Origin of the sequence: Modicisalibacter radicis (assembly GCF_900961225.1) — a bacterium.
Classification (GTDB): domain Bacteria; phylum Pseudomonadota; class Gammaproteobacteria; order Pseudomonadales; family Halomonadaceae; genus Modicisalibacter.
In genome coordinates, this window is the sequence record NZ_CAAHFN010000065.1 from 329,169 (window position 1) to 342,365 (window position 13,197).

Annotated in this window: 11 protein-coding genes and 1 pseudogene; 7 read left to right on the forward strand and 5 right to left on the reverse strand. The window is 67.1% G+C overall.

The window, feature by feature from the left end:
* Window positions 1-122: 122 nt before the first annotated feature.
* Window positions 123-1,733 (reverse strand): BCCT family transporter, encoded by a 1,611-nt coding sequence (locus HR9077_RS12145; protein WP_136067246.1) that lies wholly within the window; start codon window positions 1,731-1,733, stop codon window positions 123-125.
* A gap of 218 nt (window positions 1,734-1,951) precedes the next feature.
* Here HR9077_RS12145 and HR9077_RS12150 point away from each other — a divergent pair, with 218 nt between their 5' ends.
* Window positions 1,952-3,916: a RecQ family ATP-dependent DNA helicase gene (locus HR9077_RS12150; protein ID WP_210725915.1), complete on the forward strand. Its 1,965-nt coding sequence runs from the start codon at window positions 1,952-1,954 to the stop codon at window positions 3,914-3,916.
* Between the two features lie 27 nt (window positions 3,917-3,943).
* Here the strand turns inward: HR9077_RS12150 and HR9077_RS12155 are convergent, their stop codons facing one another.
* Window positions 3,944-5,497 carry a sigma-54-dependent transcriptional regulator gene (locus HR9077_RS12155; RefSeq protein WP_136067247.1) on the reverse strand — a complete coding sequence of 518 codons (1,554 nt, stop codon included), beginning with the start codon at window positions 5,495-5,497 and terminating at the stop codon, window positions 3,944-3,946.
* Between the two features lie 89 nt (window positions 5,498-5,586).
* Here HR9077_RS12155 and phhA point away from each other — a divergent pair, with 89 nt between their 5' ends.
* From phhA to nadE, 6 genes are all read left to right on the forward strand, one after another.
* The gene (gene phhA / locus HR9077_RS12160) at window positions 5,587-6,570 is read left to right on the forward strand and encodes a phenylalanine 4-monooxygenase (RefSeq protein WP_280178432.1); all 984 of its coding nucleotides are present in this window, start codon (window positions 5,587-5,589) and stop codon (window positions 6,568-6,570) included.
* A 38-nt stretch (window positions 6,571-6,608) separates the two neighbouring features.
* Window positions 6,609-6,965, forward strand: a complete 357-nt coding sequence (locus tag HR9077_RS12165) for a 4a-hydroxytetrahydrobiopterin dehydratase (RefSeq protein ID WP_136067249.1) — start codon at window positions 6,609-6,611, stop codon at window positions 6,963-6,965.
* Window positions 6,949-8,139, forward strand: coding sequence for an amino acid aminotransferase (locus HR9077_RS12170; RefSeq protein ID WP_136067250.1), 1,191 nt, complete (start codon window positions 6,949-6,951; stop codon window positions 8,137-8,139). The genes HR9077_RS12165 and HR9077_RS12170 overlap by 17 nt, the downstream gene beginning before the upstream one ends.
* Before the next feature lie 71 nt (window positions 8,140-8,210).
* Window positions 8,211-9,488 (forward strand): FAD-dependent oxidoreductase, encoded by a 1,278-nt coding sequence (locus tag HR9077_RS12175; protein WP_136067251.1) that lies wholly within the window; start codon window positions 8,211-8,213, stop codon window positions 9,486-9,488.
* A 223-nt stretch (window positions 9,489-9,711) separates the two neighbouring features.
* Complete coding sequence (locus tag HR9077_RS12180) at window positions 9,712-10,218, forward strand: CinA family protein (protein WP_136067252.1); 507 nt, start codon at window positions 9,712-9,714, stop codon at window positions 10,216-10,218.
* Between the two features lie 60 nt (window positions 10,219-10,278).
* Complete coding sequence (nadE, locus tag HR9077_RS12185) at window positions 10,279-11,109, forward strand: ammonia-dependent NAD(+) synthetase (protein ID WP_136067253.1); 831 nt, start codon at window positions 10,279-10,281, stop codon at window positions 11,107-11,109.
* Between the two features lie 81 nt (window positions 11,110-11,190).
* Here nadE and HR9077_RS22160 read toward each other — a convergent pair whose 3' ends face one another.
* From HR9077_RS22160 to HR9077_RS12195, 3 genes and pseudogenes are all read right to left on the reverse strand, one after another.
* Entirely contained in the window at window positions 11,191-11,451 is a 261-nt protein-coding gene (locus HR9077_RS22160; protein ID WP_280178433.1) for an FAD-dependent oxidoreductase, read from the reverse strand.
* Window positions 11,339-11,641: pseudogene (locus HR9077_RS22475) on the reverse strand (FAD-dependent oxidoreductase); the annotation flags it as partial. The gene HR9077_RS22160 and the pseudogene HR9077_RS22475, both read right to left, overlap by 113 nt.
* 163 nt (window positions 11,642-11,804) lie before the next feature.
* Window positions 11,805-13,082 (reverse strand): MATE family efflux transporter, encoded by a 1,278-nt coding sequence (locus HR9077_RS12195; RefSeq protein ID WP_244613183.1) that lies wholly within the window; start codon window positions 13,080-13,082, stop codon window positions 11,805-11,807.
* Window positions 13,083-13,197: the final 115 nt, after the last annotated feature.

Consider the following 13,197-nt stretch of genomic DNA (forward strand, 5'->3'; position numbering starts at 1 on the left):
CCAACACGGACGCAACGGGGCATAGCCGGGAGCGTGAAACGCAGACCGCCAGGCCCGTCCTGTCGCGCAACCGGGATCGTTCGCCCGCGTCCCCGCGCGCATGACGCTTCACCGCCCGGCTTCTAGAGCTCGTCGGCCCGCGGCGGTTTGCCGACGGTGACCTCGCTGAGGTTCTCGTGGGACAAGCCCCGCAGCAACGCGAACATCATCGCGAACACCAGGATGAACATCGGCAGGCCGACGACGGTGATGACCTGCTGCAGGGCGGTCAACCCGGCGTCACCGGCGAGCACGATGAGCATGGCGGCCAGCGCCCCTTCGGACACGCCCCAGAAGACCCGCTGGTGCCAGGGGCCCGGGTCGGGCGTGCCGGTACACAGCATGTCGACGACCAGCGAGGCCGAATCCGACGAGGTGGCGAAGAAGATCGCCACGATGACCACCGCCAGGCCCTGGATCAGCGTCGCGGCCGGGAAGTGCTCGAAGAAGGCGAACATCGCCAGCGGAATGCTCTGCTCAACCGCCGCGGACAGCGATCCGGCCTGGGCGCCGAGTGCCGCGCGAGCGTCCTCGCCGATACCGTCGATCTGCATCGCCGACCAGCCGAAGATCGCGAACCACACCAGGGTGAAGATCGACGGGGCGAACAGTACCCCGAGCACGAACTCCCGGATCGTGCGCCCGCGGGAGATGCGCGCCACGAAGATGCCGATGAACGGCGACCAGGTCACCGTCCACGCCCAATAGAAGACGGTCCAGCCGCCCTGCCACCCCCAGCCGCCCTCCTCGTGGGTATATTCCGCCAGCGCGTCGTTCCAGAACGCCATCGGCACGATGTTGGAGACATAGATGCCGACGGTCTCGATGATCGAGCGCAGCAGGAATACGGTCGATCCGGTAAAGAGTATGAACAGCATCAGACCGACGGCCATGCCGATATTGATGTTGGAAAGTACCTTCACGCCCTTGTCCAGGCCGGCGACGATCGAACACACCGCCACGCTGGTGAGGATGACGATGATGGCGACCTTCGCCGCTACGCCATCCGGAATACCGAACAGCTCCGTCAAACCGGCGTTGATCTGCTGGGTGCCCAGGCCGATCGAGACGGCCACCCCGAACAGGGTGCCGAGAATCGCGAAGACATCCAGCGTCTTGCCGAGCGGCCCGTAGATCCGGTCGCCAATCAACGAGTAGAACACCGAGGAAAAGCGCATCGGCAGGTCATAACGGTAGATGAAATAGGCGAACGCCAGCCCCGGCAGCGTGAAGATCGCCCAGGTGTGCAGCCCCAGGTGATAGATCGCGAAGCCCATCGCGTCGTCGGCGGCCTCCACCGAGAAGGCCTCGACATCCGGCCGCGGCGGGTTGGCAAAGTGGGACATGGGCTCGGCCACCCCCCAGAACATCAGCACCGTGCCGATGCCCCCGGCGAACAGCATGGTGAACCAGGAGACATTGCCATAGGCCGGCTTGGCGTCGTTACCGCCGAGACGGATCGCCCCGAAACGGCTGATGGCCACCCACAACAGGAATATCACCCAACTGGTCACCCCGAAGATGAAGAACCAGCCGAGGTTGGTGACGATCCAGGCCCGTCCGGCGCCGAAGGCAGCCCCGATGGGTTCGGGCGCCACCAGCAGGGCTATCAGGAACACGACCATGATGCCGGCCGACACGAAGAAGATGGTGGGGTCGGTTTGCAGACCGAATCTACGGGCCAGTTTTTCCATCGGTCATGTTCCTATGGTTATTGTCCTTCTAGAAATACCGTAGATGTAGATGGGCAAGGCGTCGAATGGCACGCACCAGCGGCACCGACGATATGCGAGAATCGGCCCGACTGTCGGATGCCATCGGCTGACCGCCTCCCGAGGAGAGTCTCGGCGGGCGTCAAAAGCCACGCTCACCTCCATTCCGGCCATACCCAGTTCTGCAGTGAGAGCGACCGATGATTCAGGAAACCTTGCAACGGGTATTCGGTTACCCCGAGTTCCGCGCCGGCCAGCGCCCGGTGATCGAGGCGCTGGTCGAGGGCCGCTCGGCGGCGGCGATCTTCCCCACCGGTTCCGGCAAGTCGCTGTGCTACCAGCTGCCGGCCTTGCACCTGCCGCACCTGACGCTGGTGGTCTCGCCACTGCTGGCGCTGATGCAGGACCAGCTCGACTTCCTGGCCCGCCATGGCATTGCCGCGGCGAGCATCGACTCGCGCCAGAGCCGCGAGGAGGCCAGCGCGGTGATGGACGGCGTGCGCCGCGGCGAGATCCGCATCCTGATGATCTCGGTGGAGCGGCTCAAGAACGAGCGCTTTCGCGCCTTCCTGCGCCAGGTGCCGGTGTCGCTGCTGGTGGTCGACGAGGCCCACTGCCTCTCGGAATGGGGGCACAACTTCCGCCCCGATTATCTCAAGCTGCCCGACTACCAGCGCGAGTTCGCCATCCCCCAGTCGCTGCTGCTCACCGCCACCGCCACGCCCCGGGTGATCGAGGACATGCGCGAAAGCTTCGCCATAGAGCCCCGCGACGTCGCGCTGACCGGCTTCTACCGGGCCAACCTCAACCTGCTGGTGGAACCCGTCGAGGCCGAGCAGCGCGTCCGGGCGCTGCGCGACTGGCTACGCCCGCGCCTGTCCGGCGCGACGCCGCAACCCAGCATCGTCTATGTCACCCTGCAAAAGCGCGCCGAGCAGCTCGCCGCCTATCTCGACAAGGCGGGCATTCCCGCCCGCGCCTATCATGCCGGGCTCAAGAACGAGACGCGCGATGCCCTGCAGCGCGCCTTCATGAATGGCGAGGTCAACTGCATCGTCGCCACCATCGCCTTCGGCATGGGCATCGACAAGGCCGACATTCGCAACGTCGTCCACCTCGACCTGCCCAAGTCGATCGAGAACTACAGCCAGGAGATCGGTCGCGCCGGGCGCGACGGCCAGCCCGCCGACTGCCTGATGCTGGGTGGCCGCGACACCCTGGCCGCGCTGGAAAACTTCGTCTATGGCGACACCCCCGAGCGCGACGGCATCGAACGAGTACTGCAGGCGATCCGCGAGGCGGCGCCGCAGGGCCAGTGGGAGCTGACCCTCAATGCGCTCTCCCAGCACAGCAACATCCGCCCGCTGCCGCTCAAGACGCTGCTGGTTCAGCTCGAGCTGCGCGGCGTAATCGCGCCGCGTTACGCCTATTTCGCCGAGTACCGTTTCCAGTACCTGATCGAACCCGAGGCGCTGATCGCGCGCTTCGCCGGCGAGCGCGGCGATTTCGTCGCCGCCATCGTCGCGGCCTCGCCACGCGCCAAGACCTGGTGCACGCTGGATCTGGACGCGCTGGCGCGGCTGGGCGCCGAGCGCGGCCTCGACGTCTCCCGCACGCGGGTGATTCGCGCCCTGGAATACTTCAGCGACCAGGGCCTGATCGCGCTGGAAAGCAAGCAGATGACCGAGGTCTACGCGATCCAGCAGCCGGACTTCGATGTCGCGGCCCTCGCCGACGACCTGCACGGCTACTTCCAGAGCAAGGAACGCGCCGAGATCGATCGACTCGAGGCGATGCTCACACTGTTCGAGTCCGAGACGTGCCTCAGCCGCCGGCTGGCCGAGTACTTCGGCGACGCCAACGCCCCGCGACGCTGCGGCCACTGTTCGGTGTGCCGGGGCCAGGTGGCGCGACTGCCCCCCGGCGAATCGCTGCCCCGCCTGGACAGTCAGCGTGTCGGCCCGCTCTGCGCGCCGCTGCTCGCCCGGTTGAGCGAGATCGACGACGCCCCGCCGCCCAGCGCCGACCTGCTGACGCGCTTCCTGACCGGGCTGGCCACGCCGCTGTTGACCCGCCTCAAGGCCCGTCAGCTCGACGGCCATGCCGCCCTGGAAGCCTGGCCCTACGCCGAGGTGCGCGACGCGGTCGAAGCTCACCTGGGCTAGTCATCGCCAGGAGGATCCGCGGGCCGCTCACGCCGTACCGATGCCGTGGCGCTTGAGCTTGTTGGCGATGGTGGTGTGCGATACGCCGAGCCGGCGCGCCAGCAACCGGCTGGAGGGGTGCTCGTCGTAGAGCGCGGTCAGCACGCGCTTTTCGACCTCGCCGAGGATATCGCCCAGCGAGCCCTCGAGAGCGACCCCGCCAAGTCCCGGCGCTGCGCCGACATCCGGCATGCGCAGATGGCCGGCCTGAAGCTCGCCGCCCTCGCACAGCGAGACCGCCTGGAACAGCACGTTCTCGAGCTGGCGCACGTTGCCCGGCCAGTGGTAGTTGACCAGACGCGTCCGCGCCGGCTCGGAGAGCACCGGCAGCGAGCAGCCGATCTGGCGCGCGGCGCGGTCGATGAAATGCTCGGCGAGCTCGCCGATGCCGTCCAGGCATTCGCGCAGCGGCGGGATGTGCACCGCCAGCACGTTGAGGCGATGGTAGAGATCCTGACGGAACTGGCCCTCGGCGCACAGCCGCGGCAGGTCCTGCTGGGTGGCGCAGATCACCCGTACGTCGAGGTAGGTTTCCTCGTCGCTGCCCACGCGGCGAAACCCGCCGTCCTGCAGAAAGCGCAGCAGCTTGACCTGCAGCCGCGGGCTCATCTCGCCGACCTCGTCGAGGAAGATGGTGCCGCCGGCGGTCAGTTCGAGCAGCCCCAGCTTGCCCTCGGGGCGCGCGCCTTCGAAGGCCCCGGGCGCATAGCCGAACAGTTCGGTCTCGGCCATCGACTCGGGCAGCCCGGCGCAGCTCAGCGCCATGAACGGCGCCTGCCCGCGCGGGCTGGCCAGGTGGCAGGCGCGCGCCAGCAACTCCTTGCCGGTGCCGGTCTCGCCCTCGATCAGCAGCGGCGCGTCGAGCGGCGCCATGCGTCGCGCTTCGCGCACCACCCCGGCGAGCCGCGGACTGGCCTGGAAGATCGCCTCGAAACCGCGCAGCTCCTGGCGCTGAACGTGATAGATGCGCTCGCCGACGCGATCGGCGCGGTGCAGCGTCACCACTGCGCCGGCCAGCGAGGCGACATCGTCCTTCTCGCTGTGCAGCGGCGCGATATCGGCCAGGTAGATCGCCTCATCGAGCTTGAGCCGCAAGCCGTTGACCCGCGCGTTGTTGCGGCGCACCAGCTCGGGCAGGTCGAGATCATGGATGTAACGATCGAGCGACAATCCCGGCACCTCGTCGACGCGCACCCCGAGCATCTGCCCGGCGGCACGGTTGGCGGCGACGATGCGCCCTTCCATGTCGATCGACATCACCGGGTCGGACAACGACGACAGCAGGGCATCGAGCTCGAGATGACGCCGCTCGCTGGGCATCAGGCTGACCCGCTTGACGCTGAACACCCCGGGCACCGCCTCGAGTGCCGGGCGCAGCGTGGCGAGCTGGGCGTACAGCAGGTTGGGCACGTGCAGATAGATGGCGTTGCCCTGGTCGCCGCCCACCTCGCCCCGGGCGACATTGAGGCCGTAGTCGGCGAACGGCGAGACGATGTCGCGCAGTATGCCGATGCGGTTCTGGCAGTGGAGCTTGAGACGCATGGAGGCGAATCCCGAACGGACGATGAGCGATTCTCGTCACGGCGACGTGACTCGGCTGTAACGCTAGCCTGACAGCCCGAGCGCGCTCAATGCGCCCGACAGGGTCCATTGGTCGAGAACGATGCGCTTCACCGGGCATTCGTAAAGAAAACCTGACAGCACGACGCTCGCGGCCCCACCGACCTGCCCTCGAAAAGCGCTCGCCGTCGCTGCCCCGCGCCCTATGCTGGAAGCACAACCATGACAACGACAACCCCCGACGGGAGCCCGCCATGGCCAAGCAAACCCAGTATCAGGCCCACCAGCCGAATGCCGACGGCTTCATCGACTACAGCGCAACCGAGCATCGCACCTGGCAGGCGCTGATGGAGCGCCAGCTGGCGATCATCGAGGGCCGCGTCTGCCGGGAATATCTCGTGGGCCTCGAGCGCCTGGCATTGCCCAGCGACCGAATCCCCCAGCTCGGCGACATCGATCGCGTGCTGCAGGCGACCACCGGCTGGCAGACCGCCGCGGTGCCCGCGCTGATTCCGTTCGACACCTTCTTCGAGCTGCTCGCCAACCGGCGTTTCCCGGTCGCCACCTTCATCCGCGCCCCCGAGGAGATGGACTACCTGCAGGAGCCGGACATCTTCCACGAGATCTTCGGCCACTGCCCGATGCTCACCAATCCCGATTTCGCCGAGTTCACCGAGACCTACGGCAAGCTCGGCCTGGCCGCCAGCAAGCAGGAGCGCGTCTACCTCGCCCGGCTGTACTGGATGACCGTCGAGTTCGGCCTGGTCGACACCCCCGAAGGACGGCGCATCTATGGCGGCGGCATCATCTCCTCGCCCAGGGAAACCTGCCATGCGCTCTCGGACGCTCCGGCCCATCATCCCTTCGACCCGGTCGATGCCCTGCGCACGCCCTACCGGATCGATATCCTGCAACCGCTGTACTACGTGATTGACGATCTCGCCACGCTGCACGACCTTGCGGGACAGGACATCATGGCGCTGGTCCGCGAAGCCATGCGGCTGGGCCTCTACGCGCCGACCTTCGAACCCAAGCCCAGGGCCGCCGAGGCCTGACAGGCGAGCCGAGACGCCCCCTGCCAAGAGGAGCCGCAATGAACGAACTCTCCCAACAACAGTGCGAAGCCTGCAGCTTCGACGCGCCGCGCGTCACCGACAGCGAGATCGAGCGCTTCAAGGCCGCCATCCCCGACTGGCAGATCGTCGAGCGCGATGGCATCATGCAACTGGAACGTCCTTTCACGTTCCGCAACTTCAAGCAGGCCCTGGCGTTCACCAACCGTATCGGTGAGCTGGCCGAGGAAGCCGGCCATCACCCGGCGCTGCTCACCGAATGGGGCAAGGTCACCGTGACCTGGTGGTCCCATGCGATCAAGGGTCTGCACAAGAACGACTTCATTCTGGCCGCCAGAACCGACGAGGTAGCAGAGTCCAATGTTCGAGCAGATTGAGCGGGTACCCGGGGACGCCATCCTCGGGCTGATCGAGGCCTTCAACAAGGACCCCAATCCGCAGAAGGTCGACCTGGGTGTCGGCGTCTACCGTGATGCCCAGGGCGTGACCCCGATCATGCGCGCGGTCAAGGAGGCCGAGGCGCTGCTGCTGAAGAACGAGACCACCAAGAGCTACATCGGCTCGCACGGCGATCCGCGCTACGCCAGGGTGGTGCTGCCGCTGGTGCTCGGCGCCGAATCGCCGGTGCTCGACGCCGACCGCGCCAGCGCCACCCAGTCGCCGGGCGGCACCGGGGCGCTGCGCCTGGCCGCCGACTTCATCAAGACCAACCTGCCCGGCAAGGGCATCTGGGTGTCGGATCCGACCTGGCCCAATCACCTGGGGATCTTCCAAGCCGCCGGCATCGAGCTGCACAAGTACCCCTACGTCGACGCCGACAACCGTCTCGACTTCGACGGCATGCTGAGTGCCCTCAAGCAGATTCCCCATGGCGACGTGGTCGTGCTGCACGCCTGCTGCCACAACCCGTCGGGCTTCGACCTGAGCCGCGAGCAGTGGCAGCAGGTTCTGGAAACGGTGCGCGAACGCAGCCTGCTGCCGCTGGTCGACTTCGCCTACCAGGGCTTCGGCGACGGCCTCGACGAGGACGCCTACGGTGCCCGGCTGATGGCCGAGAACCTCGACGAGGTGCTGATCACCAGTTCCTGCTCGAAGAACTTCGGCATCTACCGCGAGCGTACCGGCTGTTTGATCGCCATCGCCAGGAACCACGAGCAGATGCAGAACGTCCGCTCGCAGCTGGCCATCGTCGCCCGCGAGAACTACTCCAACCCGCCGGCGCATGGCGGCTCGATCGTCTACGAGATCCTCGAATCCGCCGAGCTGGCCGCCGTGTGGCGCGAGGAACTGACCGAGATGCGCAATCGCATCAACGGATTGCGTCGCGAGTTCGTCGATTCGCTCGCGCCCTACGGACTCGACGAACGGTTCGCCCACGTCGCCGAGCAGCGTGGAATGTTCTCGTATACCGGTCTCCAGCCCGAGCATGTCGATCGACTGCGCGACGAGTACGGCATCTACATGGTCCGTTCGGGGCGCGCCAACGTTGCCGGGCTGGCCAGCGAGAACCTGCCCTATGTCGCCAAGGCGATCGCCGCCGTCGTCAAGTAACGTGCCACGTAGCGCACTCGTCCATCGACGCCCGGGCCCGCCCGGGCGTTTGCCGTTCAGGGAAGCGATCCATGAGCCGAGCCCCCGTCACCGTCGTCGGTGCCGGCGTCACCGGGCTTACCACCGCGCTGGCGCTGCATGAAGCCGGCTACCCGGTCCTAATCGTCGACCCGGCCGCGCCCGGCAGCGGCACCAGCGCCGCCAACGGGGCGCAACTCTCGTGGGCATTCGTCGCCCCGCTCGCCGACCCTGCGGTACTGCCCAAGTTGCCCGGCTGGCTGCTCGGCTCGGACAGCCCGATCCGCTGGATGCCTCGCCCCGACCCCGCCCTGCCCGGCTGGGGGCTCAAGTTCCTGCGCGCCTGCACGCATCGACGCGTCCGCGCCACCACCGCGGCACTGCTCGAACTGGCCGCGCTGGGCAGGCCACAGCTCGACGACTGGCGCACGCGCCTCGGGCTCGACTTCGACTGGCGGGCCAACGGCAAGCTGTTGGTCCACCGGGACGCCGAGGCTCTGGCGAAAGCCGGCCGGCAGGCCGACTTCCAGCGCCAGCGGGGCATCGACCAGCGACTCATCGAGCGTGACGCCCTGCTCGAACGCGAGCCGACACTCGAGCATTTGCGCGACCAGCTCGCCGGCGCGCTGTGGACGCCCGGCGAAGCGCTCGGCGACTGCCGGCGCTTCTGCGAGGCCGTCGCCGGCCACCTCGCCGACCAGGGCGTCGCTTTCGTGAAGCGTCGCGTCGAACGCCTGGAAACTCGCCATGGCCGGCTCATCGCCTGGCACGACGACCGGGGCGAGCGCCATGCACAGGACCCGGGCGAGACGTTGATCGTGGCCGCCGGCCTTGCCAGTCGTCGTCTGCTGGCCACGTCGGGCATCCGGTTGCCACTCTACCCGCTCAAGGGCTACAGCCTGACGCTGCCGCTGGGCGTCGAAGATCCGGCGCCCGAGGCCAGCGTCACCGATGTCGCCTACAAGGTAGTCTATGCCCGCCTCGGCCAGGGCGAGCGACGCCGGCTGCGCATCGCCGGGATCGCCGATCTCGACGGCTGGCAGGCACGGCCGCGCGACTCGCGAGTCGCTCTGCTCAAGCGCCGGGCGCGCGAGTTCCTGCCGGCATTGGCCGAACGCATCGATGCCGCCGAGGCCTGGACCGGCCTGCGCCCAGCCACGCCGGACGGGCGCCCGCGGCTCGGCCCCACAGGCATCGAGGGCTTGTGGGTCAACGCAGGCCAGGGTGCGCTCGGCTGGACCCTCGCCCCGGGCTCGGCGCTGGCCCTGCGTGCGGCACTCGACGGAGACGACACCGCCATTGCGCCCTTTCGCAACAGGCCGCTGCGCTGATCGACGTTCGACCACGCTCCACCCGCTGTGCACGTGACACCATCGGGCTGGTTCCGGGCCGCCGGCGCAACGAGCTTGGCTACACTCGTCACTAGATGCGTTCGTTAGCACAGGTTAGATACGTACCCTCCCCCGACACCCTACGCTGCCAGGCTCAGGAAGAGGTTTCTGGAGCGCCTCGCTCGCGCAGGCGCTTCGCTACGAGACGAAGGAGGTAAGGGCAATGGAATGGCTCGAAAGTGTCAGCCGCTACTTGATCGACCATGAACTCAAGATGGCCACGGCGGAATCCTGCACGGCCGGGCTGATCGTCTCCGAACTCACCCGCATCCCGGGCAACGGCCAGTCGGTCGATTGCGGCCTGGCGGTCTATTCGCCAGAGGCCAAGAATCGCTATCTCGGCGTCAGCTTCGAACTGATCGAACGGCACGGCCTGACCAGCGAAGCGACCTCGCGCGCCATGGCGCTGGGCGCGCTCGACAACAACAACGCCGACGTGGCGGTCGCCAATACCGGCATCGCCGGCCCCGAATCGCACGATGGCATCCCGGTGGGCACGGTCTGTTTCGCCTGGGCCTTTCGCCATGAAGGCAAGGTCTATCTCTTCACCGCGACCCGGCGTTTCTCGGGCGACCGCGACCAGGTCCGTCTGGCCGCCGCGCATCACGCCCTCGAACGCATCCCCGCGCATCACCGCGCCGTGCGCGCGGGCAAGGCCCCCCCGGCGTGACCGGGCTTGCGTTCGCCAAAGGCGCCCCAAGGGCACCTGCCACAAAGCAAGGAGGCAACCATGACCAAGCCGAATCTGGATGATAACCAGCAACGCATCGCCGCGGCGCTCGAGGTACGGGCCGAGATCGACCCCCGGCGGGAAATCGACCGACGTGTCGACTTTCTTTGCGACCAGCTGCATGAAACCGGGCAACGGGCACTGGTGCTGGGCATCAGCGGCGGCGTCGATTCCACCGTCGCCGGACGCTTGTCGCAACTGGCCGTCGAGAGGGCTCGCGAGCAGGGCGCCGAGGCGCGCTTCTACGCCATGCGCCTGCCCTACGGAACCCAGAAGGACGAGGACGAGGCGCAGAGCGCCATTCGCTTCATCGCCCCCGACGAGACTCTGACCACCGACGTCAAGCCGGCCAGCGATGCCATGCTGGACGCGCTCGAACGGGGCGGGCTGGCGTTCGACGACGCCGGCCACCGCGACTTCGTGCTGGGCAACATCAAGGCACGCCAGCGAATGATCGCGCAATACGCCGTGGCCGGTGCCAGGCGCGGATTGGTGGTGGGCACCGACCAGGCCGCGGAAGCGCTGATGGGCTTCTTCACCAAATATGGCGACGGTGCCTGCGATCTCGCCCCGTTGACCGGGCTGACCAAGGAGCAGGTGCGCCAGCTCGGACGCGCCCTGGAGGCGCCGGGCCAGCTCATCGAGAAAGCACCCACGGCGGATCTGGAATCCCTCAAGCCACAGCTCTCCGACGAGGATGCGCTGGGCGTGAGTTATCGGCAGATCGATGCCTTCCTGACCGGTGAGTCGATTGACGAACAAGCGCGCACGACCATCACCGCTACTTACAGGCGCACCGCGCACAAGCGTCAGCTACCCAAGACGCCATAACCCCGAACGCCATGCAAAATCGACGAGGCGCCCTACTGGGGCGCCTCGCTGGCTTCATGACCCGAAAAATTCAAGCGCTGGCTAGGCCGCCGCATAACGGCGAATGTCCAGCCCATGCGGGTCGATCGCCGGCGAACGACCGCTCATCAGGTCGGCGAGCAGATGGGCACTGCCGCAGCTCATCGTCCAGCCCAGCGTGCCGTGCCCGGTGTTGAGCCACAGGTTGGCGTAGCGGGTGGCGCCGATGATCGGCGTCGAGTCCGGGGTCATCGGGCGTAGCCCGGTCCAGAACTCGCCACGCTCGGCATCGCCGCCCTCGGGGAACACATCGCGCACCACCATGCTTGCCCGGAATGCCCGGGGCCGCCCAGGGCGACGAGAATCCGAACGACACCTGCCCGGCGTTGGCATAGCTGGTCTCCATCGCCGGCGACGCCTGGCGATCGACGACCGTCACCTCGTGGCCTTGCCGGGCCAGGTAGTAAGCGCTGGTGACCCCGACCACGCCGCAGCCCATGACCAGTATTTTCATTGTTCCCCCGAGTCGCGCCTGTGCGCTTGAGCGTGAAAACGGGAGTCTATCGAACATCGCCTAGACGATTATTTCGTATTTCATTCTTTTAAGATAAGCAATATTCGAATAACGACTGACATATGGAAATATCGCAAATAAAATCACTGAATTTGAGTCGATATCACTGGACGATCTTGCCGCGATCGCCGATTGAGCGCCGGAACGACAGATAGGCCAGCCCGCCGGCCAGAACGTTGCCGCTGGCCGCACCCAGCGCCGTCCCGGCGATACCGCCCCATTGGGTGCCCAGCCATAGACACGGCAGATAGCAGACGAACAGCCGCGCACAGGAGAGCAGCATGGCTCGCAGCGGCCAGCCCAGCGCATTCGAAGCCGAGACCACCAGCATGCACAATCCGAGTAGCGCATAGCTCGGCAGCAGGCCGCGTATCAACAGGCTCAACTCTCCCCGCACCTCGGGGTTGCCCGAGAGCACGCTCGCCACCCAGGGGGCGAGCAACGCCAACGCACAGCCCAGCGCCAGTTGCCAGCACACGGCCACCTTGAAGGCCAGCGTCGTCAGGCGGCGAATCTGCTGCCAATCGCCGGCGCCGTAACAACGCCCCAACCAGGGTGGCAACGACATGGTCAACGCCAGCACCACCATCAGCGAGACGGTTTCCAGGCGGCTCGCCATGCCCCAGGCGGCCACGCTGGTTTCGCCCAGCGAGGCGACGATCGCCGTTGCCAGCATCGCCGCCAGCGGCGGCATCAACTGGCTGATCATGGCCGGCCCGGCAATCGCCGTGAAGGGCCCCACGGAGCGGCCGGCCTCCGCGACCAGCCCCTCGCTCGCGAGCCAGTCGGTACGTCCCAGGCGGCGGCCCAGGATCACCAGGCCGGCACCGAAGGCCAGTGTCGTGGCCCAGGCCGCGCCGGGCAGACCCAGCCCCGGCCAACCGCCGACGCCGAAGATCAACAGCGGGTCGAGTACCAGGTTGAGCAGACTGGTGATCACCATCAACTTGCCGGGCAGGCGGGTATCGCCATGGGCACGGAACAGGCTGTAGCCGAAATACAGCGCCGCCCCCAGCCAGGCGGCCAGCAGCTGAGGCGCCCAGTAGCTGCGGATCAGCGGCAGCAGCTCCGCCCTGGCGCCGAGCAGACGAAACAACGGCTCCTGAACGATCAACAGCGCCAACGCCAACAGCGCGATGACCGCGCCGCCGCCCAGCAGCACCAGACTGCCCAGCCGTCTTGCCCGGGAGCGCTCTTCGGCACCCAGCGCGCGCGAGATCAGTGCGGCGATGGCGATGCCCAGCCCCACCTGCACGCCAATGATCAGAAACGACAAGGGAAAGGTGAACGACTGCGCAGCCAGCGGCGCGGTACCCAACCGGGCGATGAAGGCGCTGTCGACCAGTTGAAAGCCGAGCAGCGACAACACCCCCAGCGCCATGGGCCAGGTCTGTTGCCAGAGTCGTCGAGGCAGAGTCGCGGCCACTTGAGCTCCTTGCGGGTGTCCTTGCGATGCGGGTTGAGGGGGGACGCATTCTGGCATGCGAAAGGCGCGC